The 23882-nt window shown below is 39.5% G+C and carries 26 protein-coding genes; 22 read left to right on the plus strand and 4 right to left on the minus strand.

What is annotated here, in order from left to right; translation table 11 throughout:
- The first annotated feature begins 24 nt into the window (after positions 1-24).
- The 12 genes from BCL90_RS04790 to BCL90_RS04845 all read left to right on the plus strand — a co-directional run bounded on the left by BCL90_RS04790 (position 25) and on the right by BCL90_RS04845 (position 10121).
- A complete protein-coding gene (locus BCL90_RS04790) occupies positions 25-1221 on the plus strand; it encodes a serine hydrolase domain-containing protein (RefSeq protein WP_208529848.1) in 1197 nt (398 codons plus the stop codon).
- Positions 1222-1253: 32 nt separating this feature from the next.
- Positions 1254-1757, plus strand: a complete 504-nt coding sequence (locus tag BCL90_RS04795) for a RidA family protein (RefSeq protein ID WP_208529849.1) — start codon at positions 1254-1256, stop codon at positions 1755-1757.
- A gap of 188 nt (positions 1758-1945) precedes the next feature.
- Positions 1946-2947, plus strand: a complete 1002-nt coding sequence (locus tag BCL90_RS04800; protein WP_121282868.1) for an alpha/beta hydrolase — start codon at positions 1946-1948, stop codon at positions 2945-2947.
- 290 nt (positions 2948-3237) lie between these two features.
- Positions 3238-3915, plus strand: coding sequence for a response regulator transcription factor (locus tag BCL90_RS04805; RefSeq protein WP_121282869.1), 678 nt, complete (start codon positions 3238-3240; stop codon positions 3913-3915).
- Positions 3912-5168 carry a sensor histidine kinase gene (locus BCL90_RS04810; protein ID WP_208529850.1) on the plus strand — a complete coding sequence of 419 codons (1257 nt, stop codon included), beginning with the start codon at positions 3912-3914 and terminating at the stop codon, positions 5166-5168. Before BCL90_RS04805 ends, BCL90_RS04810 begins: the two co-directional genes overlap by 4 nt.
- A 5-nt stretch (positions 5169-5173) precedes the next feature.
- Positions 5174-5842 (plus strand): cytochrome b/b6 domain-containing protein, encoded by a 669-nt coding sequence (locus BCL90_RS04815; protein WP_121282870.1) that lies wholly within the window; start codon positions 5174-5176, stop codon positions 5840-5842.
- Between the two features lie 39 nt (positions 5843-5881).
- Positions 5882-6574 carry a VIT1/CCC1 transporter family protein gene (locus BCL90_RS04820; protein WP_121282871.1) on the plus strand — a complete coding sequence of 231 codons (693 nt, stop codon included), beginning with the start codon at positions 5882-5884 and terminating at the stop codon, positions 6572-6574.
- 291 nt (positions 6575-6865) lie between these two features.
- Positions 6866-7291, plus strand: a complete 426-nt coding sequence (locus BCL90_RS04825; protein WP_121282872.1) for a QcrA and Rieske domain-containing protein — start codon at positions 6866-6868, stop codon at positions 7289-7291.
- A 5-nt stretch (positions 7292-7296) separates the two neighbouring features.
- A complete protein-coding gene (locus BCL90_RS04830; protein ID WP_121282873.1) occupies positions 7297-7725 on the plus strand; it encodes a thioredoxin family protein in 429 nt (142 codons plus the stop codon).
- 6 nt (positions 7726-7731) lie between these two features.
- The gene (locus BCL90_RS04835; RefSeq protein WP_121282874.1) at positions 7732-8664 is read left to right on the plus strand and encodes an FAD:protein FMN transferase; all 933 of its coding nucleotides are present in this window, start codon (positions 7732-7734) and stop codon (positions 8662-8664) included.
- A gap of 2 nt (positions 8665-8666) precedes the next feature.
- Positions 8667-8897: a DUF4266 domain-containing protein gene (locus BCL90_RS04840; RefSeq protein WP_121282875.1), complete on the plus strand. Its 231-nt coding sequence runs from the start codon at positions 8667-8669 to the stop codon at positions 8895-8897.
- A 12-nt stretch (positions 8898-8909) separates the two neighbouring features.
- Positions 8910-10121 carry a DUF3570 domain-containing protein gene (locus tag BCL90_RS04845; RefSeq protein WP_121282876.1) on the plus strand — a complete coding sequence of 404 codons (1212 nt, stop codon included), beginning with the start codon at positions 8910-8912 and terminating at the stop codon, positions 10119-10121.
- Between the two features lie 184 nt (positions 10122-10305).
- Here the strand turns inward: BCL90_RS04845 and BCL90_RS04850 are convergent, their stop codons facing one another.
- Genes BCL90_RS04850 through BCL90_RS04860 form a run of 3 tightly spaced genes read right to left on the minus strand, consistent with a single transcriptional unit; the run spans position 10306 to position 12992 of the window.
- Positions 10306-11502, minus strand: a complete 1197-nt coding sequence (locus BCL90_RS04850; protein ID WP_121282877.1) for a winged helix-turn-helix domain-containing protein — start codon at positions 11500-11502, stop codon at positions 10306-10308.
- Positions 11503-11544: 42 nt separating this feature from the next.
- Entirely contained in the window at positions 11545-12447 is a 903-nt protein-coding gene (locus BCL90_RS04855; protein WP_121282878.1) for a DMT family transporter, read from the minus strand.
- Positions 12447-12992 (minus strand): GNAT family N-acetyltransferase, encoded by a 546-nt coding sequence (locus tag BCL90_RS04860; protein ID WP_121282879.1) that lies wholly within the window; start codon positions 12990-12992, stop codon positions 12447-12449. The genes BCL90_RS04855 and BCL90_RS04860 overlap by 1 nt, the downstream gene beginning before the upstream one ends.
- A 72-nt stretch (positions 12993-13064) precedes the next feature.
- Between BCL90_RS04860 and BCL90_RS04865 the strand changes: the two genes are divergently transcribed.
- The 10 genes from BCL90_RS04865 (at position 13065) to BCL90_RS04910 (ending at position 22894) form a co-directional block, all read left to right on the plus strand.
- Positions 13065-13931, plus strand: a complete 867-nt coding sequence (locus BCL90_RS04865; protein WP_121282880.1) for a LysR family transcriptional regulator — start codon at positions 13065-13067, stop codon at positions 13929-13931.
- A gap of 120 nt (positions 13932-14051) precedes the next feature.
- Positions 14052-14558 carry a Crp/Fnr family transcriptional regulator gene (locus BCL90_RS04870; RefSeq protein WP_121282881.1) on the plus strand — a complete coding sequence of 169 codons (507 nt, stop codon included), beginning with the start codon at positions 14052-14054 and terminating at the stop codon, positions 14556-14558.
- A gap of 64 nt (positions 14559-14622) precedes the next feature.
- Complete coding sequence (locus BCL90_RS04875; RefSeq protein WP_244095050.1) at positions 14623-15054, plus strand: DUF4345 domain-containing protein; 432 nt, start codon at positions 14623-14625, stop codon at positions 15052-15054.
- 969 nt (positions 15055-16023) lie between these two features.
- Positions 16024-16404, plus strand: coding sequence for a transmembrane 220 family protein (locus BCL90_RS04880; RefSeq protein ID WP_121282883.1), 381 nt, complete (start codon positions 16024-16026; stop codon positions 16402-16404).
- Between the two features lie 25 nt (positions 16405-16429).
- Positions 16430-17287, plus strand: a complete 858-nt coding sequence (locus BCL90_RS04885) for an EboA domain-containing protein (protein ID WP_121282884.1) — start codon at positions 16430-16432, stop codon at positions 17285-17287.
- A 60-nt stretch (positions 17288-17347) separates the two neighbouring features.
- A complete protein-coding gene (locus BCL90_RS04890) occupies positions 17348-18292 on the plus strand; it encodes a TatD family hydrolase (RefSeq protein ID WP_244095051.1) in 945 nt (314 codons plus the stop codon).
- Positions 18293-18296: 4 nt separating this feature from the next.
- Complete coding sequence (gene eboC, locus BCL90_RS04895; RefSeq protein ID WP_244095052.1) at positions 18297-19178, plus strand: UbiA-like protein EboC; 882 nt, start codon at positions 18297-18299, stop codon at positions 19176-19178.
- Positions 19165-20364, plus strand: coding sequence for a 3-dehydroquinate synthase (locus tag BCL90_RS04900; RefSeq protein ID WP_262707544.1), 1200 nt, complete (start codon positions 19165-19167; stop codon positions 20362-20364). Before eboC ends, BCL90_RS04900 begins: the two co-directional genes overlap by 14 nt.
- Positions 20365-20367: 3 nt before the next feature.
- Positions 20368-21534 carry a metabolite traffic protein EboE gene (gene eboE, locus BCL90_RS04905; protein ID WP_121282887.1) on the plus strand — a complete coding sequence of 389 codons (1167 nt, stop codon included), beginning with the start codon at positions 20368-20370 and terminating at the stop codon, positions 21532-21534.
- A gap of 10 nt (positions 21535-21544) precedes the next feature.
- The gene (locus tag BCL90_RS04910; protein WP_121282888.1) at positions 21545-22894 is read left to right on the plus strand and encodes an alkaline phosphatase family protein; all 1350 of its coding nucleotides are present in this window, start codon (positions 21545-21547) and stop codon (positions 22892-22894) included.
- Between the two features lie 361 nt (positions 22895-23255).
- Here BCL90_RS04910 and BCL90_RS04915 read toward each other — a convergent pair whose 3' ends face one another.
- A complete protein-coding gene (locus tag BCL90_RS04915) occupies positions 23256-23657 on the minus strand; it encodes a hypothetical protein (protein ID WP_121282889.1) in 402 nt (133 codons plus the stop codon).
- Between the last annotated feature and the right edge of the window lie 225 nt (positions 23658-23882).

Below are 23882 nucleotides of genomic sequence, written 5' to 3' on the forward strand. Positions count from 1 at the left end.
AATTTAACATGAAATATAATTTTTATGAATAATTACAAGCAAATACTACTGCTTTGTGTTGGAATAATGGTTTTCACTATATCTGTTTACGCCCAACGCAATGCCGGAAGCAATAACATTGATAGCCTGATCGGTAAAAAGATGTCTGAAAGTGGGATTGTCGGACTCGCTGCAGCCATTATTGTTGATAAAAAAGTTGTCTGGAAAAAAGGGTATGGATTTTCCGATAAGCAAACTGGTGCAACTTTCACCACATCAACTTTGATGAATATTGCATCGGTTTCCAAAACGGTAACTGGTGCTTGTCTCATGAAAGCGGTAGAACAGGGGAAAATTTCACTGGATGATGATATTAATAGTTACCTTCCCTTCAAAATTCATAATCCTTATTTTGCGGAAGAAAAAATAACCCTTCGAAACTTATCAACCCATACTTCAGGGCTTACCGACAGGTATCCCTTCTATACCGATAGCCTTTACTTTAATGGTAAAGACTCGCCGGAGGCATTGGGTGATTTCCTAAAGAACTATTTTATTCCCGGTGGAAAGTACTACTCAAAAGAAAACTTCCTCAACCATAAACCAGGAACATTCCGTGAATATTCCAATATCGGAGCAGCACTCGCGGGTTATATCGTTGAAGTAAGGACAGGTCTAAAATTGAACGAATACAGTAAAAATTATCTGTTCGATCCCTTGAAAATGGAAGATACCGGATGGTTTATGGCTGAGGTAAACCTGAAAAAGCATACAAAACTTTACGAAAAGCAAGATGATAAAGTCAGGGAAATACCACTGTACGGTTGTACCACTTATCCGGATGGAGGTGTGCGCACATCTGTAGATAATCTTAGCAAATTTTTTATCTGTTTGTTAAACAACGGGAAGTTTAAAAACAGGCAGATATTAAAAGCTGAGACCGTAAAGGAAATGCTCAGGTTCCAGTTTAATGATGCTAACAAGCCGGAAAATGTAAAACCGCAATCACTCAATTCGGGTATTTTCTGGGCAACTAAGATGGGCGGTACCAGGATCGGGCACAATGGATCGGATCCCGGGGTAAGGGTTTTTATGCTTTCTGATTTAAAAAAGGAAGTTGGCGTCGTCCTGTTTATGAATACTTCGTTGAGTGAAAAGGAAGAGAATAAATTCTTTGAAATCTATGAAGATCTTTATCAATACGGCGTCAAACTTAAAAATAAAGATATACGAAACCGGTAAAAATAATGATAACTGAAATTTGTACAATCAAGATGAAACAAACATATAAACAGTTGATTAATTATGCTCTATTACTGTTTATGCTGGCCATTAGCAGTTGCAAAAACAGTGTGCGTGAAAATACTGCGGTAGATAAACGCGAAAAGAAGCTGCTAACAATAGTTAAGGAAAAATGGCATTGGAACAGTGGTAAAGATCAAGATACAACGGCGGGATATGCCCAGGTTGTTAAATCCGGTAAGGTAATTTACATATCAGGCGTTCCTACAAATGACCTGAGTCCAAAAGGGATCAGCGAGGTTTATGAAAAGCTCAATCAATGCCTCAAAGCCTTTGGTGCTTCCTCAAAAAACGTTGTTAAAGAAACGCTTTACACTACTGATATTGAAGCGATGAAAAAGTATAATGGTGCAAGAAAAGCGTTCTATAAAGACGACTTTCCTGCTGCAAGCTGGGTTCAGATAAACAGGTTATATGAGCCCGATGCAAAGTTGGAAATCGAACTAATTGCGCATCTTGAAGGTGCAGAGGAATAACTATAAATAATAGTCATTTCTTTGCAATGGCTTCAACGTTTATTATAAGTTGCCGGCCATTTGCAGCATGCTAAAATGCAAGCTTAAAAAGCCACAATACTGCTTTATCCGATATGATGAGGAAATAGAAAATCCGACTGTATCAGAAAAATCCCTGCTAAAACAAACACCATTTTTAATAAAAAAATATGAAGACTTTTCTAAAATGGACCAAACGTATAGGCTTGGGCTTAGTTACTTTGTTAATATTGTTACTCCTGATCGGATTTATTTTTGAAAGAATCTCACGGAATGCTGCTGAAAAAATTAAACCTGATGGCCAGTTTGTAGAAGTTGACGATCATCGTCTTCATGATTACAAAAAAGGGAACGGCGGACCAACGATTGTATTTGAAACTGCATTTGATCCTGCCGGACATCTGCAATGGTACAATATTCAACAAGAATTACCAAGCTCATACACGAGCATCTCCTATGACAGAGCCGGAATTTTATGGAGTGAGCGAGGCAAAAATCCAAAATCAGGTGAGGAAATGGCTAAAGAATTACATCTTTTACTGGAAAAAGCCAAGGCCCCAAAACCGTATATTCTTGTAGGCCATTCCTTTGGAGGCACATTGGTTCGTTTTTTTGTTAACAAATACCCTAAAGATGTCGCAGGTGTAATATTTGTAGATAGTCAATGCCCTGATGATGAAAGATATTTATCTCCTGAACTATTTAAAATGGTCAATCAGGGGCTGCCAGGTGGCTTTCTGAAATTCGCGAACACTTTTGGACTTGTGAGATTGATGTTTAAAGGTATGTTTCCCAATAACAAACAATATGAATATCAAAACACCATAATGCCGGCTTTGCTTTACAAAAGCGCTGATGCAGTGCTGGAAGAGCAGGATCAGATGCGTTCCATCAAAAAAGAAGCATCAAAAATAAAATCTTTTGGCAATATTCCGCTTTATGTATTGACCGCAGCAGATAAAAAGCGCTTTGATTCTTCCATTAAGGATCGAAAACTAAAGACAGAAATGCTAAGTGCATGGAATAAAATGCAAAAAGATTTTCTGCTACTTTCCACGGAAAGCAAACAGATCCTGGTACCGAACAGTGGTCATTATATTAACCAGGAACAGCCAAAAGTGATCGAATCTGCCATCAATGATATGGTGAATAAAATATTACCGCAAAAATAATCAGCAATTCAGAACAAAAAGTCATAATGGAACAAGGCTAATGAAGTAGACGTCGTTTCATTTAATAGCGTACAATACAGAAATCATTTCCGGGTTGCGATAAGGTTATTTATTGGAATTGCTTTGCCTGGCAGTCAATATACTTATTGCTAATTACAAAACATATACTCAAATCTGTCAAAAATAAGAACCCTTATAAGACCATGTATCAAGGTTAATTAGTATCTATGGTTTTGTTTTAGTGTCAAACTTCAATATGTCTTCAGTATCTTATGCCATATTTGCATATCATGAAGATTCTCATTATCGAAGACGAACCTGGCCTGCAGCGAAGTATAGCACAATATCTCCTGTCAGAAGGCAATTTGTGCAGTATGGCCTCAACCTATATTCAGGCACTGGAAAGACTTGGTGTATATGAATACGACTGCATTTTACTCGACCTTACGCTGCCCGATGGTGAGGGGCTTCAGATACTGAACTACCTTAAACGCATGAACCGGAACGAGGGGGTAATCATTATATCAGCGAGAAACTCCATAGATCAAAAGATAGAAGGTTTGAGTCTCGGTGCTGATGATTACTTAATCAAGCCCTTTCACCTCTCGGAGTTAAATGCCAGAATACTGGCCGTTGTTCGTCGCAAAAGCGCTCATGGCGAAAGGCATATTGAATTTAACGAAATCAGGATAGATCTGGATGCTAAGGAGGTGCTTGTAAATGGTAAAGTGCTTTACATGACCAAAAAAGAATTTGATCTGCTACTCTATTTTGTTTCCAATAAAGGTAAAGTAATCTCGAAATCTGCGGCCGTTGAGCACATCTGGGGCGATGATTCGGACATGGCCGACAGTTTTGATTTCATCTATACTCATATTAAGAACATCAGGAAAAAACTTACCGATGCCGGAAGCAGGGATTACTTTCAGTCAGTATATGGTATTGGTTATAAATTCACAGAAGTATGAAGTTATTTACCAGATATAACAGAATATTGGTAGTCATTAGTCTTTCGGGACTGCTGCTAATCGGATTTCTTTTTTACCGGATGCTTGTCTATTATCTCGACAGGCAGATTGACCATGACCTTGTGGAAGAGATCATGGAAGTAAAGGAATATTCGGCAAAAGGCAATTTCTACCAGCCGCATGAATTTGAGGATCTTATTGTTCAGTATAAAAAGGTAGAAAAAGTTAATTCTTCCAGCAGCTATGCCGATACCGTATTCTATAATCCGCTTAAGCACCGGAAAGAAACCGCGAGGTACCTTAAAACCGAATTCGAATTGGTTGGACAGCCTTACCAGGTCCTGGTCATCGCTTCGAAATTTGAACGGCAGGAGCAGATCAGGAATATCTGCCTCATTATCCTCATTCCGGTGCTGCTGCTTTTTGCCCTGGTACTATTGGTGAATAGGATTTTGCTCAAAAAAATCTGGGTACCCTTCGAGCAGCTCTTAGAGAATATTACGGCATTCAATATTAATCATGAGCGGCCGTACGAGCCTGTAGAAATGCCCGTGGCAGAATTCAGGCAATTAAACGAGGTTTTGGTAGCGCTTTCAGGAAAGGTGAAATCTGATTATAACGAAATCAAGCTTTTCACCGAAAATGCCTCTCATGAAATGATGACGCCCCTTGCTGTGATCAATTCGAAGCTCGATAACATGCTCCAGTCAAATGTACTGGGGAAAGAAGATGGCGAAACACTGGTTGAACTGTACAAGGCCACCTCCCGTTTAACCAAGCTTAACCAATCGCTACTACTCCTGGTTAAAATTGATAATAATTTATTGCAGGACGAAGAGCAGATTAATCTGAAATCGCTTATTAAAGAAAAGCAAGTTTACTTCCAGGAACTTATCTCTGAGCGCAATATCACTGTAGAAAGTACATTAGCCGATGTGAGCATTTCTGCAAGCCGTAGCTTACTTGAAATACTGATTAATAACCTTTTCAGTAATGTGATCAGGCATAATTACGATGGTGGTAAAATTGAAATCACTTTGGATGCAGATAAAATAGTATTTGCCAACACCGGGCACAATAAAGCGCTTGATCCTGAAAAAATATTTGACCGTTTTTATAAGGATAATGCCTCAGAAGGTACAGGGCTGGGGCTTGCCATACTGAAACAGATCTGCAACCGGCAACGTTACCAACTTGATTATTCCTATTATCAGGACCTGCACACCTTCACAATTACATTTAACCATCAATAAAATACATGTCCATTATCGAACCTGCCAATCGGGAAATCGGAGCAATCAAAAAAGGTAAGAAATATGCCCCTGCCACTCGTTTGTGGCACAGGCTAAATTTCATCATCATTTCCGGTTCACTATTCACCGTGCTGATCAACTCCACGCTCTTTGATGGAACGCAACGTAGCTTTGTGAAAAATGAACTGATAAATGCAGGAGTCTCAATAAGCGATAAACAGGCCGGTGCAGTTACCCATGGCCTGGAAGATCAGGTATGGGGGATACACATTTATTTTGGCTATGCATTAGCTGCGCTTTTTCTGTTCAGGTTAATTGCAGCGTTTTTTATGCCTCACTCGCAAAAACTCTTTCCCAAGCTCAAAAAAGCTTATCAGGCTTATGTTATCTTAAAAAAAGAACGTGAAACAGCAAAGCACGAACTGGTGGTAAAAGGACTTTATCTGATTTTTTATCTTTTGTTGTTGATCATGGTTGCTACTGGCTTATTGCTAGCCTTCGAAGATTACACAGGCATTCCTGAAAATATTAATCACAGCATAAAAGAATTTCATGGTTTCTGCATGTACCTGATACTGGGTTTTATTGTTCTTCACCTGGCAGGAGTTTTCTTTGCCGAGCGGAAGGATGGAAAGGGAATTGTTTCGGATATGATTAATGGGGGAGAAAATTAAGGCGGATGGATTATTTAATTTAACATAAACGCTAAACATATGGGTAAGTTCCATCATGAACAACATTTAAAAAGCTCAGCATTCATTTCCGATATCGTGATCGGCATGAGTGACGGGCTCACCGTTCCATTTGCACTTGCCGCCGGCCTGAGCGCCGCGGTAAGCAGCAATTCGATTATCATTACCGCCGGCATTGCCGAGATCATTGCCGGCTGCATCGCTATGGGGCTGGGCGGCTACCTGGCGGGAAAAACAGAGCAGGAGCACTATGAAAGTGAGCTAAAAAGGGAATACCTTGAGGTTGAAAATGTGCCCGAAAAGGAAAAAGAAGAGGTGAAGGAAATCTTTGCTGAATATGGCCTGGACAGTGAGGCACAGGATCTCATTGTAGATCAACTGAGCAAAAATAAAGACCATTGGGTAGATTTTATGATGAAGTTTGAACTTGGCCTGGAGAAACCGGATATCAACAGGGCACGCAACAGTGCCCTTACTATAGGTTTTTCTTACTGTGTTGGTGGTATGCTGCCCTTGTCAGCATATTTTTTTACTTCAATGCCGCAAGATGGACTTATCCTCTCCGCTATGCTGACCACCATCTGCCTTTTCGTATTTGGCTATTTTAAGAGCAGGGTAACTGGTCAGCCGCCTGTAAAAGGTGCTTTGAAAGTTACAGCGATTGGGCTGATTGCTGCCGGAGCGGCATTTCTGATTGCAAGACTTATTACTTAGGTTGTGTTTTCATTTTTCGCTCCTTAGATCATCATTAACAAATATTTAACAGATTTTGATTCAAAACTTCAGAATGTCTTCAGACTTTGTCTATAGTTTTGTTACAAGCAATCGGTTTTATCCCTATTCCCCGATGAAAGGATAGCCAAAGCCAACGAAACCCTAAAAACTTTTTATAGATAGAATTTTACACAGATTTTATTCAGTAAATCCCGTCGATAACGAAGGGCTATCCATCAGGATATTGACTGAATATTTTATTGCATTGCTCATTTTAACTATAAAAAGAACATGGACAGAAAATATTTTCTTAACAGCATCGGGATGAGTGCTGCGGCCTTTGCACTTATTAACTGTGTCGGTTGCAAAAAGACTGATGGCAGTAGTTCTACAGACACCACAGGCCCAACTGGTGTAAATTTTACACTTGATTTAAGCCGGGCAGCCAATGCAGCACTACTAAGCAACGGTGGCTCATTAGTGTCAAATGGGGTTATTGTGGCTAAAACAATGGTAGGGGCTTATATTGCCGTGCAGCGATCCTGCACCCATGAAAGTTATACCCTCATTTATCAATCTGCAAACAGCCGTTTTTACTGTTCCAACCACGGCGCAACCTTTTCTGAAAACGGAGCCGTAACCAATGGTCCGCCTTCACACTCATTAACCGTTTACAATACCCAGCTTAAGGGTAATACTTTAAAAGTTTATTCTTAAAAATTATGAAACTACTTTTTGTTGCCCTGTTTGGGCTATTTGCTATTCCTTTATCGTGGATGGGGAACTTTACTGAAGCACAAAAACAGGCAAAGATAACACATAAGCAAATCCTGATTAATTTTTCAGGTTCAGACTGGTGCGGCCCGTGCATTCGCCTGCGCAAAGAGATTTTAGAATCCGAAAGCTTTGAACAATATGCCGCTGCCAATCTTTTATTGGTAAGGGCAGATTTTCCAAGGCAGAAGAAAAACCAGCTTCCTAAGGAGCAAATTAAACTCAACGAATCATTAGCAGAGGTATATAACAAAGATGGTAAGTTTCCTTTTACTGTCTTGGTTGATGAAAATGGAAAGGTGCTCAAAAGCTGGGATGGATTTCCTGATGAAAGTCCGCAGGCTTTTGTTTCTGAAATTGATAGACTAAAAAAATAAGCTTCAATGGGCAAATCTGTTTCTGTAAACCGGATACTAAAACTCATGGGAAACCGGTTTGAGTTTACTTTGATTGCTGAGCATGAGCAGGAGGGTAATGCAGCGATAGACGCTGCCGTAGCGGAAGTGCGAAGGATAGAACACCTGCTCACCACTTTCAGTGATCTCAGCCAAACCAGCCTGATAAACGAACATGCCGGTTTAAGTCCGGTAAAGGTTGATGAAGAAGTGATCAGTCTTATTGAGCGGTCTGTCAGGATATCAGAAATTACCGATGGGGCTTTTGATATTACCTATGGGTCTATAGACAAGAGGCTCTGGAACTTTGATCCCGATATGACCAGTCTTCCTGATGAAGAAACTGCACTAAAATCTGTCGGACTGATTGATTACAGAAATATGATCCTGAATAAGGAGAAATCGACTGTGTTTTTAAAAAATAAAGGTATGAGGATCGGCTTTGGTGGAATTGGAAAGGGCTACGCAGCTGATAAGGCAAAGTTGGTGTTGCAGAAACTGGGTATCAAAAGCGGAATTGTAAATGCAGCAGGAGATCTGATTACCTGGGGAACCCAGGCCGGTGGCCATCCATGGACGGTAGGTATTGCAGACCCCGAACAGACCGATAGACCTTTTTCTGCACTAAAAATCAGTGATATGGCGATTGCCACTTCTGGCAGTTACGAAAAATTTGTGACGATTAATGGCAAACGCTATTCCCATACCATAGATCCCAAAACCGGACTGCCGGTAAGCGGCGTAAAAAGTGTGAGTATCATCTGCCCAAGTGCTGAACTTGCTGATGCGTTGGCTACACCGGTTGTGGTAATGGGCATAAAAATAGGGCTGGAGCTAATTAACCAGATTAAGCAAGTGGCCTGTATTGTTATCGACGATAATGATCGGGTATATACCTCAAACAATATTAATGTGATATAAATATGAAAATTTCAAAAACATTTTTCCTTTCGACGGTTACCGCGATTTCGCTGGGCAGCATGCTTAGCGCCTGTAGCAGCGTAAAGCCTTATCAAAAAAGTAAAGTTAACGATGCAGATATGATCCTTTCGGCGCGCAAGGCCCAAAAATTTGAGCAGAGTTTCCAGCTGTATCGTGAAGGTGCATCGGGCGCCAATGGCGGCAAAAGTGGAGGGGGGTGTGGTTGTAATTAATTAGCGGCGGAAATGAGAAAAATATATCTTCATGTGCTTTTTATGTACTTCGGTATCTTAAGCACTTATGCGCAAACCAGACCTGATCCTGCAAAAGCAGATAGTAGTAAATACCAATCACGCAAACTCAAAATTGATGAGATTAACCTGGTTTCGGCATATTACCACCAAAATGGGAATAATTCTGCCGTTACAGGCGGTATTGGTACTGAGAAACTGAGCGATTTTGCAAATACAATTGATTTGCAGATGTCGAAATTTAACAAGAATGGAAAGAAAAACACTTTTCTGTTCGAACTGGGCGTAGACCATTATACTTCAGCATCATCTGATAAGATTGATCCAAGTACCATTTCTTCAGCATCATCGGCGGATACCCGTATTTACCCATCCTTAAACTGGACACATTCTAATGAAGAAACCGGGAATTCCTTTGGCTTTACAGGATCTTATTCAACAGAATTCGATTACCAATCAATGGGAGCAGCCTTTAATTTAACACGTTTATCAAAAGACAAAAATACCCAGTTTGACTTTAAACTTCAGGCATTTTTAGATCAGTGGACGGTCATCCTGCCGATTGAACTGCGAACGGGCAATACAGGTAAGGGGCACGAACAATACGATAGCGCGCCGAGGAATTCATTCAGTGCATCCTTTTCGCTCTCGCAAGTAATTTCGCAGAAATTTCAGGCTTCACTAATTCTGGAACCGTCTTATCAGAAGGGTTTGCTAGCCACTAAATACCAGCGTGATTATTTTACTGATGGATCCTTGCGTTCAGAAACTTTACCGGATAAGCGTTACAAACTTCCTATTGGGCTGCGGATGAATTACTTTTTGGACGATCGTTTTGTGATCCGCACTTTTTACCGTTATTATATGGATAACTGGGGTATAAGGGCACACACTGCTGAGGTTGAAATACCGGTTAAGATTAATTCATTCTTTTCTATCAGCCCTTTTTATCGCTACAACAACCAGGTAGGAACCAAATATTTTGCAGCCTATGGCCAGCATTCGCCATCAGAACAATATTTTACCAGCGACTATGACCTATCTACACTCACCAGTGATTTTTATGGCGCAGGTATCCGTTTTGCTCCGCCGAAGGGTGTTTTTGGCTGGCAAAGACTCAACATGCTGGAATTGCGATATGGACACTATTCGCGGTCAACAAGTTTGGTCTCCAATATTGTTTCTTTAAATCTTAAATTCAAATAAGACCAAATAATTAAGGGGTGACAATCCAAAACGTTTGCCCTGTTTACCAATTTTATATTAGGTTAAATTCACTGGGAATAAAGGGCTATCATCTTGTTCCTGGTGAATTACTATTAATTGATGTTTAATTTATTCCTAGCCTATAAACACAATAAGGCATTAACCACAAATTATATTGATGCATTTAATGATCAGAAAACTCTTTACTGATTGATCCCAGCAAGTCATTATTATTTGATTTTTTAAAGATCACATCCTGGCATTTATTGAACAGGATAAACTCTTTTAAATTTTCTATAAATTTATCAATAGTTTTTTCATCAATTTCAACCGGCTCAAAATGGAGATTATGGATGATTAGTGTTTTCTGTTTGCGGTTGGCTTTAGCGTCCATCCTTGCGATAAATCTCTCTCCAGACAGAATCGGGAGTGAGAAATAACCAAATTTTCGTTTTGGAGCCGGTACAAAACATTCAATCTGGTAATCAAAGTCGAAAAAATCCTTTAAACGGGCGCGAAATACATTCAAGGTATCGAAAGGTGAAAGAATGAACACCTCATCTGCTATACCAATATTAATATCGGTGCCCGAAAGCATATATAATGGTCCTTTCACTCCATCTACAATAACCGTTTTAACTTCTCCCGACTGAAGCATCCTTTCCAGTTCTTTTTTTACCAGGTTACCTTTTACACGGCGTGAACGCCAGGCCATTTCTTTTACAGAAGAAATTCCCAGTGCACCGAGGGTGCGTTTGACCACATAACGTGCATAATCTTCATCTGTCGGCATGGTTTGATCGATATCATGGGGCACTACATCCAAAGGCAGGTGGTAAATTTTTTGGAAAGCGGTATTGCGGCTGATCATCAGTTTGCCTTCCAAATAAAGTTTTTCCAGTGCCACCTTTGCAGGCCGCCAATCCCACCAACCCGAACTGGCCTCTATACGGTCGTTCTCAAAATCGCCAACCATTACTGCTCCTTCACGTTCAACCTGATCTAAAATCTGGGTCATTAAATTCAATTCTCGTTTCGTAAGGGAAGTACCCAGTGTTTCAAATGCCTTTTTAACTGGTAATGAAAAGCGAAAATCGTGCATGGGCAGAAATCCGGCGTCAGAAGTGAAGTATTCAAAAATATCACCCTGTTCACCAAGTTCTGCAAGCCATTCTGTTTGATAATCAGGTACACGGGCAAACATGGCATGATGGTGGGCACGTTCAACCACATAGTTGGTATCTAACTGTATATATCCCAAATGGTCAATTACCCTGTAAACTGCCTCAATACCAGTTCCAAATTGTGCTTTTTTTGAGAGTCCTGCCGCGTGTAAAATGATTCTTCTGGCTTGCAATCTGTTCAGTACAATGGCTTCCATTTCACTAATATATCGATCATTTATCGGGCATCAAAAACAGGCTTAATCCTTTTGCCACTTCGATAGGCTTGATATTGCCATTTGACCTGGCATTCTCCACTTAAGTTCAGAAATCAGCGTTGCCAAAAATATCATTCCGCCACCAATTAATAACCTTGATGTAATTTCTTCTCCTAAAATAAAATGTGCTGCAAAAGCTCCGAAAATGGGTTCGAAAAGATAGATGATAGACACCCTTTCGGCGCTAATGTACTTTTGAGAAATATTAGATATGGTGTACATATATGCCGTTGAAAATAATGCGCAAAAGACAATCCCAATCCAAAATGTTTCTTGTTGAGGAATCCAGGTAGGGTTTCCTTGAATAAATGTTAATATAAAAGTTAAAATGGCACAAGTAGCAAACATAGGGACAATGGTAGGCACAATATCGTCGGCTTTCGATTCCTTTTCAATCTGGATTAAATATATGGCAAAACAAAAAGCACCGATAATGGTGTATAAATCACCGGTTCCGATACTGAATTTATCAGTAATAGAGATTACAAAAAGACCTATTAACGCGGTGCATGCGGCGATCCATATTTTGAGTGCAGCAGCTTTTTTGTAAATAATAAGTTTAATCACCGGAATCATTACAACGGTTATTCCGGCAACAAATGAACATTGCGATGCTGAGGTATGTGTAATGCCCAGTGTTTGCAAATAAATGCCCAGTACCAGCGGAATAGCCAAACCGGCGCCTCTTTTTATAGTGTTGGCATCGATATTTTTTACATGTTTCCAAAAAATAACCGATAATACCATTGTGGCCAGTAAAAAACGGTAGAACAAAAAGAGAACAGGCTGATGCTGCCCGATAGCAAGTTTAGTAACAGGAAATGAAACTCCCCAGAACGCGGTACCCAGTATTAGTAAAATCAAAAAGAGGTTTCTTTTTTCCATCAAGATACTTTTAATTCATTATCGCTAACCAATACTTTTTTCATCATCAAATCTGTTTGCTCATCACCTCCAAGCCAAAACTTATGTTTGCCGAAAGGAGTAAAGCCGTTTTTTTCGTAAAATCTTAAAGCCCTGTAATTTTCTTCCCATACGCCCAGCCACACATAACTGGCTTGCATATCAAGCGCAATATCAATGGCTTTTTGGAAAAGCAACTGCCCAACTTTCTGACCGTAAAATGCTTTCAAAAGGTAAATCCGCTCAATTTCAAGTGCATCAAGGTTTAGTTTTTCGGTTTGCGCTTGCCCAATGTTGATCTTTAAATAGCCGATAGCTTTTCCATCAAGCAGCGCGAAATAAAACTGAGAATCCTGATTACTCAGTTCCCCTTTCAGTTTTTCTTCCGAAAAGCCTTTTTCCAGGTAATCTTTCATGTTTTTCTCACTATTTACCTCCTCAAAAGCTTCAAAAAATGTTGTTCTCCCAATCTCCTGTAATTTTTTGATATCAGCTGCTGTTACCCTTTCAATGATGATCTGCTCCATGGCACGAATGTAACAACTCTTTAAATGTAATAAAATGCTATTTTTTCATTTATTAATGCGTATTTTGCATTAATGGATCTTCAGCGAATTAAGTATTTTCTGGCTCTGGCAGAACAACTTCATTATTGGAAAACGGCAGAAAAGGTAAATATTACGCAGTCGGCCCTCACCAGGCAGATTCAGTCGCTTGAAAATGAATTGGGTCTGCAGCTTTTCGAACGTAATAAACGTAACGTGAAGCTCACCCCAGCAGGTAAATTCTTAAGAGAGAAGTGGGAAGTCGAATTAAATGAACTCGAATATATCCATCAGTTTGCCAAACAGATCCATTTAGGCGAGCGCGGAACCATTACCATCGCACACCCTGACTCCATATCGGCTTCTATCATGCCTGATATTTTGGCGAAGATAACGCAGGCATTTCCACAGCTTCAAATTAAATTGGTACAGGTTTTATATGAAAATCAACTCGATTTTTTAAAAAATTATAAGATTGATCTGGCCATCACGAGGGATATCACCAGTGAGCAGGGTGTTAAATCAAAAAAAATATATCATGATCACCTGGCTTTAGTGGTGCCATTGGAACATGCTTTCAAAAATTTTGAGGATTTATCTAAGGAAAGCCTTAAAGCCCAGAAATTTATACTACCTACCAAGGATGAAGGCAGTAGCTACAGTGAAATTATTCAGTCACTTTTCAAATCTTACGATTTTGTTCCGGATGTATATCTCCATTCAGAATTTGGGTCTACAATTATCGCCCTTGTTCGGAAAGGTTTGGGAATAGCCATTTTACCTGATTCTTATATGCACCATCAAAGTCCCGGCTTACGTTTTATTCCCTTGCCTTTTAAAACCGATATATTGATTAACTGGCGTGCCGACGATCACAATCCTGTGCTTGCCAATATTCTAAAACTCGTTTTTGGAGATTAGAAGCATGATTTGGAATGACGTTTTTCCTTAGTTACCAAAAAAATAGTGCAAACACTTTTTAACTTGCCAGTGAAAAATAATTGTGCTGATAAACCTCTTGCATAACAATAGAAGAATAAAATGAAAGAATTAGTTGAACTTTCAGTGAAAACCATTATCATTAATAGAAATGAATTTTTAAGCGTAAAAGGAAGTATAGATACAAATGTGTATTATATCGAAAGTGGCAGCTTACGATTATTTGTTTTGGATGATGATGATGAGCAAGTAATCAGATTTGGTTACCAGGATAATTTAATTGTTTCGATGGATTCCTTTTTAACAGGTAAGCCCTCAAATTATTTTATCCAGGCTATTAAGAAAACAGTAATAAGGGTGATAACAAGGCAACAGGTTGATAATTTTATAAAAAATGAAAAAAATCAGATCTATTGGATAAAAATTTTAGAAAATCTTGCTTTACAACAGCTTGAACGTGAGATCGATATTTTAACAAACTCGCCGATAGAACGATACAACCGGGTTCTGAGCAGGAGTCCACAGCTCTTTCAGCAGATTCCGCTTAAACACATTGCAAATTATCTGAGGATGAGCGCTGAAACCCTATCGCGTTTAAAAAAATCTTGACCTCAATCAATATTTAATTATAAAAAACCAAACACCTTTGCATCATTACTATTAAAAAATATTGATGATGAATGCACAAAAAATTATTAAAACCTGCAGTCAGGTTTACATCGGTTTTTCAATCCTGAGTTTAGCTTATGTTAGTATTTCATCCATTTGGAATCCGCAGGCAACCATGGATTTAGTATCCATCCAATTGTCCAATACAGATGCTATAAGTTCTATAAGGGGCATATATGGAGGAGTTGGTTTACTGATTACTTTTTTGTTGGTTTATCTTTTGTTTAATGATGTTAGGAAAGCGCTTTTTTTTCTTCTACTCTTTTGGGCTGCCTATTCCATTTCGAGGTTGATAACAATTTGGGTTGATGGACCTTTGGGTAGTTTCGGTTCACAATGGTTAATTATTGAATCAACTTTTAGTATTTTAGCTTTCGTATTGCTGCTTTTGTATGCCAGAATCAAGAAAGAAGCAGAAAATGTTTCTCAGCAATAGTTTGCTCAGAAAATGATCGTTTTAATGCGACAGTTATTACCTTGTTTTAGCGTCCGTTTAAATTTTTATAACAAATATAAATGGCCTTTTGCTATCACAGCGAGTGTAGTCGATTGCTTTATTAATGGGTTGAAACGGTCTTCGACTACACCGGCCCACTAAGCAAATTATATTTTGATACATCGTCATTCCCAACCCGATGGCTATCGGGTTAATTGGGAATCCTAATGCTATTGTAGCGCGCTTTAAGATTCCCGCCTGCGCGAGAATGACGGGAAACGAAATAAAATTCTGACCTTAACTACTAGATTTTACTTTTGAGACAACCTCTTCTCTACTGCGGTCCAAATGATGCCCGTTGTATATCTGTCATCAACCCTCTTATGTATTTGAAAAATTCTAACTCCTGCCATTGACAGATCTTGTAATAAAGGTCGTCATTGCGAGGCACGAAGATAACCGAACAAAGTGAGCTCATGAATACCCTTTAAAAACAACTGCAAAAATGAATAATCTTAAAGCGCACGCTGTTAGCCGATCGTTGTAAGATTGCTTCGTCGGCTGAAAAAGCCTTCTTATAATGACGATTCTTAACGACTTGTTAATTCGTTAAAATCCCCTGTCACTAATATTGATTTTTATACAATAAATTAACCTTCAGATTGACATACGAAATAATTTTATTTAATTCTTAAACAGGCTCATCATCTTAATTGCAAAAATATTATCAGTGGATATAGTTAGGAATTATAGTTTTTTGATGATCATGCGGGCTGCCTTTATTTTAAAACAATATTAAAAGAAGAAGAAAGGTCTCTAGTCAACGCTATTTTTAATCAAAAAAAAATTTTATAGCAGTATATAATTTACATATTTTAAGCAAAAAAAGCATTCTGTTTAAATAACTTTGTTTTTCAACTAAAAAAATCGAGAAATCGATTTAGCCTATCTAAAACCAAATAATTTAAAATGCTTTTAATTATTCTCAACATTATTTTTTGCATCTCATTTTTAGGCTTTGCCTATGTAAATTTAAATGATAACGATGCCTTTCTTTGGGTGTCTATCTATTTGAGTGCTGCTATTTGCTGCGGATTGGCTGCGGCGGGTAAATTTTATCCTTTCGCTTATCTGTTTTTAACTGCTTTCTATTTAATTTATGCCATCATCCTGTTTTTTGCAAAAGATGGTGTTCGAGATTGGATTACTAAATACAGACGCGAGAGTCTCGTGCAGAGTATGCAGGCCACAAAACCTTACATCGAACAAACGCGGGAATTCTTTGGCCTGTTAATTATTGCTGGCGCACTATTGATCAACTATTTTATTTCTGCCGGGATTTCCGCATAAATGCCATTATACAATTTATCTTATTATGAGAGAAGATCATATGAAGGCGGTAAAGGAAATAATAGCGTCTGTTGTTAAAAACAATATCAATTTAGTGGCTGAAAATTGGCCGGAACAATTTATACTAGCTACAGACCAACCTGCACAGTTAGCTAAAGTATTTGTAATGCTGCCACGTAAAACAGGAAAATTACCGGTTGCAATTAACGATGATCAGCAAGAAATACTCCATACAGCAGGCTTTGGGTATATCGGTAACTGGACCATTGACAGGCTCTCCCGCGTTTGGTTGCTCAGCACTTTAAATTCAGAAGACAAAGATACATTCTATTCAACTGTTGATCGTTTATTCCCAGCCGCAGAAATAAATGAGGCGGTTGCCTTGTATTCGGCCTTGCCATTTTTAGCCCATCCTGAAATTTGGGTGAAACGTTGTGCTGAAGGCATTAGAAGCAATATCGGATCGGTTTTGGAGGCGATTATGGAAAATAATCCCTATCCTTCCGGAAATCTGGATGAAGCTGCCTGGAACCAATTGGTGCTGAAAGCGTTCTTTACCGAAAAAAACATCAGCTCCATTATTGGTTTAGATCAACGGGCTAATCCGGATCTTGCATTAACGTTGATTGATTACGCAAAAGAACGCTGGGCTGCCGGGCGAAAGGTAAACCCACAACTTTGGCGCCTGGTTGGTAAATTTATCAATGCCAAAATTTTTGAGACCCTTAAAGTCGGTTTGCAGCATTACGACCAGATTGAGCAACGTGCCATTGCCCTTGCCATTTCAGAGTCTGGTTACCAGCCGGCAAAAGATTATATCAATACTTTTCCTGAACTGAAGCTGGCCCTGGCCGATGGTAGCTTAAACTGGAATTCATTTTAACCCACAAAAATTTAACAAAAAGATATGTGTTGTAGTAGTTCAATACAAAGAGATAAAGCAATGATGGGAGCGCCTGAAGCTTTCGATATCAATGCGGTAAAGGGAATGAAGTTTTTCGATCCACATGTTCACATGACTTCGAGAACAACAGACGATTACCAGGCAATGGCCGATGCGGGAGTTGTTGCTTTGATCGAACCCGCATTTTGGTTAGGGCAGCCACGTACCGGACTGGATAGTTTTAGAGATTATTACAGTAGCCTGATTGGGTGGGAGCGCTTCCGGTCTTCTCAATTTGGCATTAAACATTATTGCACCATCGGTCTTAATTCAAGAGAGGCCAATAACGAAAGCCTGGCCGAACAGGTAATGGAAATCCTGCCGTTGTTTGTTTATAAAGAAGGTGTTGTTGGTATTGGCGAAATCGGTTTCGATGATCAGACTGCTGCCGAAGAAAAATATTACCGGTTACAGCTGGAACTTGCTAAAGAAGCAGGTTTGCCTGTACAGGTACATACGCCGCATCGCGATAAGAAAAAAGGTACACAGCGCAGCATGGACATTGCTTTGGAGCACGGCCTCGATCCTTATAGCGTAATTATCGACCATAATAATGAAGAAACGGTAAAAGAGGTGTTAGATAGAGGCTTCTGGGCTGCATTTACCATCTATCCGTTTACTAAAATGGGTAACGAGCGGATGGTAGAAATTGTAAAACAATATGGCGCAGAGCGGATTATGGTAAATTCTGCTGCAGATTGGGGTATCAGTGATCCATTAGCGGTACCAAAAACTGCGTCGTTAATGAAAATGCGTGGTTTAAGCGATCAGGATATTGAGTTGGTTACTTACCGCAATGCAATTACAGCTTTTGCGCAGAGCGGGCAGCTGAATGAAACAGATTTTAACGCACAGATAGATCTTACCGGGAAATTTGAAGGAAATACCATCTTGCGTGGCGGACAACAGCCAAAAACAGATAAATCGTCGATCATCATTAGTTAAAATATTGAAAAGAATAATTATCTATCTGCGCATGATGCGCCCTGCAAATATCGTGACTTCAGTAGCTGATATTTTAGCAGGAATTGCCATTTCTGATGTATTGGACAATGGAGTTTCCATTCCATGGTTATCTATTGTACTTTTGGTCGTATCAACAGCCTGTTTATATGGAGGAGGAATCGTTTTTAACGATGTTTTTGATGCCGATCTTGATAAAATAGAACGCCCGGAACGGGTCATCCCCAGTGGGAAAATCAGTTTGCAACATGCAACCATATTAGGAAGTATATTACTTTTTGCCGGAATTGCTTTGGCTGCTTTAAATAGTTTAACATCAGGCGTACTGGCCCTTTTGGTGGCCGTTTTTGCTTTGTTTTATAATAAATTTGGCAAACACCATTCTTTTTTCGGACCGTTGAATATGGGCCTGTGCCGTGGGTTTAACCTGTTATTGGGTTTGAGTATTGTGCCTGCAATGCTTCACAATCATTATCTGGCTATTATTCCGGTAATTTATATTTTCTCTATCACCATGACCAGCCGTGGCGAAGTACACGGAGGCCATGCTAAAAACTTGTACCTGGCCGCCTTTCTGTACGCAACCGTGATCTGTGCGATTGCTTATTTAGCTTTTGTAAACGAAAGGTTGTTGTTGTCGCTGCTGTTCTTGGTTCCTTTTGCCTTTATGATTTTCAGGCCACTTTTAAAAGCCATAAAAGAGCCTGTTGGTAAAAATATCGGAAGGGCAGTAAAAGCTGGTGTAATTTCCCTTATCTTGATGGATGCCGCATGGGCAGTAACTTTCGATGCCCTAATTTTGGCTTTTATAATTGCAGCGCTATTGCCATTATCCATCTGGCTTTCTAAATTATTTGCCGTTACTTAACCATCAAACACACACAATTGATATGGAACATTTACATCAATCCTTTACTGTACAATATAATTATAATATTTTCTTTACCTCATCGCTTTTTCTGCCTGAAAATGAATTGTTAAGCCGTTTTTTAGTGAATCTAAATCCTTCTGTAACGGTAAAGAAGATTTTATTTGTAATAGATGAAGGTGTAGCAAATGCACATAAAGACCTTAATACCCAGATTAAAACCTATTTTGCAAAATATAGCCAAACCCAGTTAATTCAGGATATTTTGGTTATCCCGGGAGGAGAACAGGTAAAAAATGATACTCAGTATTTTGATCAGGTATTGGAAGCCATTAATCTTCATGGCATCGACAGGCATTCGTTTGTTGCTGCCATTGGTGGTGGTGCTTTGCTCGATATGGTGGGTTATGCAGCTACAGTTGCACACCGTGGTATTAAACACATCAGGATTCCAAGTACCGTGCTTTCGCAGAACGATTCGGGCGTTGGGGTTAAAAACGGGATTAATTATTTCAATAAAAAGAACTTTTTAGGCACCTTTTCGCCACCGGTTGCAGTTTTTAATGATGAGGTATTTTTAAGTACTTTATCCGATCGCGATTGGCGTTCGGGCATAGCCGAAGCCATTAAAGTGGCACTGATTAAAGACCGCGAATTTTTTGAATGGCTGGAAGTAAATGCCATTGCCCTTGCAAACCGGGATCCTGCAGCCATGAACTACCAGATCTGGAGATGTGCAAAACTCCATATAGAGCATATCCGGAGTGCCGATCCTTTTGAAAATGGTTCGGCCCGCCCACTGGATTTTGGCCACTGGAGCGCGCATAAATTAGAATACCTGACGAATTTTGAAGTGAGGCACGGCGAGGCAGTTGCCATGGGCATTGCTTTAGATACCGTATATTCCAATTTATCGGGCAGGATTAGTGCCGAAGATGCACAAAGGGTAATTTTCCTGATTCAGCAACTTGGTTTCGAATTAACACATCCTTTGTTACAGGTTATCGAAGGGAACAGCCCGATTTTACAGGGATTGGAAGAGTTTAGGGAGCATCTTGGCGGCGAACTGACGATCACCTTGCTTACTGGGCTGGGCAGTGGCGAGGAAGTTCACGAAATTGATGCTGATATTTTAAAACAGGCTGCAGCAATATTAAATAATCAGGCCGCTATTATTCAACACTAAACTATGAAATTAACTTCCGGACATTTAACCTTCTGTACCAATATTTATGCAGGCGAAAACTGGATGGCGCATTTTGCCGTGTTAAAAGATAGTTTTCCAATATTAAAAGCACAATTATCGCCAGAGGCACCGATGGGTATCGGTTTGCGCCTTTCCAATCTCGCCAGTATCGAATTGCTGGAAGAAAATCACCTGGAAGCATTTAAACAATGGCTTACACAGGAAGGTGGTTATGTTTTTACCATGAACGGATTTCCATACGGAGGCTTTCACCATACCAGGGTTAAAGATCAGGTACATGCACCAGATTGGACAACAGGGGAACGTGTTGAATATACACTCCGTTTGGCCGAAATCCTCTCACAATTGCTTCCTGCTGATATGGATGGCGGCATTTCAACCTCGCCATTGAGTTATAAACCATGGTTTACAGCTACTGAAGCCAGAAAAAACGCCACAGCTGATGCAACAGCTAATATCTTAAAGGTGGCCGGGGCTTTACATTATATACAGAGCCAAAGCGGCAAAGTGATCCATTTGGACATTGAACCTGAACCTGATGGTTTTCTTGAATCGGGTCCGGAATTTATCGATTGGTACGAAAACGTGCTTTTACCTGCCGGGAATGAGGAAAGCCTGATCAAAAACCACATTCGTTTGTGTTATGATGTTTGCCATTTTGCAATCGGTTTTGAACCGCATACAGCCATCATTAACGAATTGCAGCAGAAAGGGATTAAAATTGGTAAAATCCAGATCAGTGCTGCACTAAAAGCTAAATTGCCGGCATCTGTTTCAGAAAGAACTGCGGTGTTAGATCAACTGAGCCGTTTTGATGAACCCACTTATCTTCATCAGGTAATAGCCAGAAAAGATGACGGTCATTTAATCCGTTACCCTGATCTTAAAGAGGCCCTTGCAGAAAGCGAAAATCCAGCGGTAGCAGAGTGGAGAGCACATTTTCATGTTCCTATTTTTGTTGAAGATATGGGCCTGGTACAATCTACACAATCAGATATTACCGAGGTACTAAACCTGCAAAAAAATAATCCTTTTACTGCTCATTTAGAAGTAGAAACCTATACATGGGAAGTTTTGCCAACGGCCTTAAAAGCGCCCCTGAACGATTCCATCATCAGAGAGCTGGCCTGGGTTAAAAATTTATTATAAATCATAAAATATGCATAAAACCGTTGTTATCGATATTGTAGCCTTATCTGCTTCTGTAATTGGAGCACATACGCCTTTTCTTCAGAAATATATTGCCGAAAACCATTTAACAACTATAGAACCCTTATTGCCGGCAGTTACTACGGCAGTACAATCAAGTTATTTGACGGGTAAATATCCTTCAGAAAATGGTATTGTAGGTAATGGCTGGTACGATCATGCGGATGCTGAAATTAAATTCTGGAAACAGTCTAACAAACTGGTAAATGCTGAAAAAATATGGGATCGGGCTAAAAAGGAAAATCCTGATTTTACCTGTGCCAATATGTTTTGGTGGTACAATATGTATTCAACAGCCGATTTTTCGGTCACACCACGTCCAAATTACCTTGCTGATGGCCGTAAATTACCAGATTGTTATTCGCAACCTGCCGAACTGCGCGATTACCTGCAGGATAAAATTGGTCAATTCCCCTTGTTCCAGTTTTGGGGACCTGGTGCAAATATTAAATCAACAAGATGGATTGCAGACGCTTCGATGGAAACTGAAAAGCTACATAATCCTACGCTTACTTTAATTTATTTGCCCCATTTGGATTATTGTCTGCAAAAGTTTGGCCCCGAGCTGGATAAAATCAGCACAGAACTCAAAGAAATCGATCAGGTTGTAGAAGAATTGGTGCGTTTTTATGAAAGTAAAGGCGCGCGCATCATTTTGCTTTCTGAGTATGGCATTGCACCTGTAAATAACCCGATCCATCTTAATCGTTTGTTCAGTGAGAACGGCCTGATCCAGATTCGTGAAGAAAGAGGATTAGAGTTGCTTGATCCGGGCGCTTCTAAAGCATTTGTAGTGGCCGATCACCAGGTTGCACACGTTTATATTAACGACAAAGGCGTAACTGAGCAGGTAAAAGCCTTATTGAAAAATGTACCTGGTATTGAATTGGTGCTTGATAAGACAGCACAAGAGAAACACCACATTAACCACGAGCGTTCGGGTGACCTGGTACTGGTTGCACAAGAAAACAGCTGGTTTACCTATTATTTCTGGTTGGATGATGCTAAAGCGCCAGATTATGCAAGGGTAGTTGATATCCACAAAAAACCTGGGTACGACCCTGTGGAAATGTTCATGACCTCTAAATTGAGGGCAGGCTACAAACTTTTAAGGAAAAAAGCCGGGTTCCGTTATGTGATGGATGTAATTCCGCTTGATGCTACGTTGGTTAAAGGATCACATGGCGGCATTAATGGCGCTGAAAAGTTTAAACCTGTTCTGGTTACTTCAAAAGCGATTGATAAAACCTTAAAAGCTCCAGATGTTTATCAGGTGATTTGGGATAGTTTAACGGTTTAAGTATGTTGATTCTTAATTTCGTCATTGCGAACTGAAGAGAGGAACTTGTGTAAAGGAGTGAAGCAATCTTTTTGATCATAAATACAGGATAGATTGCTTCTGCTCGTTCAGATCCAGTCTTATAATGAAATTTATGTAAGCGGCTGATATTCAGGTTGTTTTTTTTATATGGACCATATAAGACATTTAAGGGCCATACAAGCTTACCTGTTCTTAGGTGTCTAAGGTGGTTAATTAAACAGCGTAATCTTTAATTTTTACGACCACCTTAGACATTTTAGCTCACTTGAGCAATGACGAGATATTTATAATATTCTTCTAATTTTCCTTAAGATATAGGCTAAAATAGGATTAGCTATTTCTACTGTTCCCTCACGAAACGGTATCCACAACCCTCAATACAGGGAGGATTAAGTTCAAGGGATTTTGCCGAAACTTTGTAATAAAAAGTCAATGGCATTTGGTAATTGTTGCTGTAAACCTGCATTTTTACACTGTCCAAAATCCTGAATGAAAATAAATTTGGAAAGGCATCTCCTTTAAAATTTCCAGCTTTATCTGAAGATTTTTCTAAAGTAAGATATTTAATTTCACCGTTTACTTTTGTGTACTTACCCGTTCCATTGCCAATATCGGACATGGCTTCCGTTAGTTTCCATTTGCCGTAAACTTCGCCTGGCCCGTCATTATTGTTGTCTGATTTTTTGCAGGATACATCAATAATGCCTGCAACCGCTAAAAGGAGTAATACTATCTTTTTCATAAAGCTTTAATTTACAGCTTATACGTTACAAAAATCAAAAACGCTACTGAATAGTTGTTTTTCATTAATTAAACATTTTCCTAAAAGCCAGGGGCGATACCTTGGTTTTTGCTTTGAATAATTTATTAAATGATTGCGGATGTTCAAAGCCACGCGATGAACCAGTAATAAACCAAACTTTATAAGCTGGAGCGGTAGTATTGTCCTGATTTTCCATAATTTTCG

Source organism: Pedobacter alluvionis, assembly GCF_003664035.1.
GTDB lineage: Bacteria > Bacteroidota > Bacteroidia > Sphingobacteriales > Sphingobacteriaceae > Pedobacter > Pedobacter alluvionis.

What these genes read in the sequence shown, in the direction of transcription:
- BCL90_RS04880 (WP_121282883.1), top strand. Translation starts at nt 16,024, where the DNA reads ATGCTTTTAATTATTCTCAACATTATTTTTTGCATCTCATTTTTAGGC.
- BCL90_RS04805 (WP_121282869.1), top strand. Translation starts at nt 3,238, where the DNA reads ATGAAGATTCTCATTATCGAAGACGAACCTGGCCTGCAGCGAAGTATA.
- eboE (WP_121282887.1), top strand. Translation starts at nt 20,368, where the DNA reads ATGAAATTAACTTCCGGACATTTAACCTTCTGTACCAATATTTATGCA.
- BCL90_RS04885 (WP_121282884.1), top strand. Translation starts at nt 16,430, where the DNA reads ATGAGAGAAGATCATATGAAGGCGGTAAAGGAAATAATAGCGTCTGTT.
- BCL90_RS04875 (WP_244095050.1), top strand. Translation starts at nt 14,623, where the DNA reads ATGATGAATGCACAAAAAATTATTAAAACCTGCAGTCAGGTTTACATC.
- BCL90_RS04820 (WP_121282871.1), top strand. Translation starts at nt 5,882, where the DNA reads ATGGGTAAGTTCCATCATGAACAACATTTAAAAAGCTCAGCATTCATT.
- BCL90_RS04845 (WP_121282876.1), top strand. Translation starts at nt 8,910, where the DNA reads ATGAGAAAAATATATCTTCATGTGCTTTTTATGTACTTCGGTATCTTA.
- BCL90_RS04910 (WP_121282888.1), top strand. Translation starts at nt 21,545, where the DNA reads ATGCATAAAACCGTTGTTATCGATATTGTAGCCTTATCTGCTTCTGTA.
- BCL90_RS04850 (WP_121282877.1), bottom strand. Translation starts at nt 11,502, where the DNA reads ATGGAAGCCATTGTACTGAACAGATTGCAAGCCAGAAGAATCATTTTA.
- BCL90_RS04825 (WP_121282872.1), top strand. Translation starts at nt 6,866, where the DNA reads ATGGACAGAAAATATTTTCTTAACAGCATCGGGATGAGTGCTGCGGCC.
- BCL90_RS04860 (WP_121282879.1), bottom strand. Translation starts at nt 12,992, where the DNA reads ATGGAGCAGATCATCATTGAAAGGGTAACAGCAGCTGATATCAAAAAA.
- BCL90_RS04795 (WP_208529849.1), top strand. Translation starts at nt 1,254, where the DNA reads ATGAAACAAACATATAAACAGTTGATTAATTATGCTCTATTACTGTTT.
- BCL90_RS04810 (WP_208529850.1), top strand. Translation starts at nt 3,912, where the DNA reads ATGAAGTTATTTACCAGATATAACAGAATATTGGTAGTCATTAGTCTT.
- BCL90_RS04815 (WP_121282870.1), top strand. Translation starts at nt 5,174, where the DNA reads ATGTCCATTATCGAACCTGCCAATCGGGAAATCGGAGCAATCAAAAAA.
- BCL90_RS04870 (WP_121282881.1), top strand. Translation starts at nt 14,052, where the DNA reads ATGAAAGAATTAGTTGAACTTTCAGTGAAAACCATTATCATTAATAGA.
- BCL90_RS04800 (WP_121282868.1), top strand. Translation starts at nt 1,946, where the DNA reads ATGAAGACTTTTCTAAAATGGACCAAACGTATAGGCTTGGGCTTAGTT.
- BCL90_RS04840 (WP_121282875.1), top strand. Translation starts at nt 8,667, where the DNA reads ATGAAAATTTCAAAAACATTTTTCCTTTCGACGGTTACCGCGATTTCG.
- BCL90_RS04890 (WP_244095051.1), top strand. Translation starts at nt 17,348, where the DNA reads ATGATGGGAGCGCCTGAAGCTTTCGATATCAATGCGGTAAAGGGAATG.
- BCL90_RS04790 (WP_208529848.1), top strand. Translation starts at nt 25, where the DNA reads ATGAATAATTACAAGCAAATACTACTGCTTTGTGTTGGAATAATGGTT.
- BCL90_RS04835 (WP_121282874.1), top strand. Translation starts at nt 7,732, where the DNA reads ATGGGCAAATCTGTTTCTGTAAACCGGATACTAAAACTCATGGGAAAC.
- BCL90_RS04915 (WP_121282889.1), bottom strand. Translation starts at nt 23,657, where the DNA reads ATGAAAAAGATAGTATTACTCCTTTTAGCGGTTGCAGGCATTATTGAT.
- BCL90_RS04855 (WP_121282878.1), bottom strand. Translation starts at nt 12,447, where the DNA reads ATGGAAAAAAGAAACCTCTTTTTGATTTTACTAATACTGGGTACCGCG.
- BCL90_RS04830 (WP_121282873.1), top strand. Translation starts at nt 7,297, where the DNA reads ATGAAACTACTTTTTGTTGCCCTGTTTGGGCTATTTGCTATTCCTTTA.
- BCL90_RS04865 (WP_121282880.1), top strand. Translation starts at nt 13,065, where the DNA reads ATGGATCTTCAGCGAATTAAGTATTTTCTGGCTCTGGCAGAACAACTT.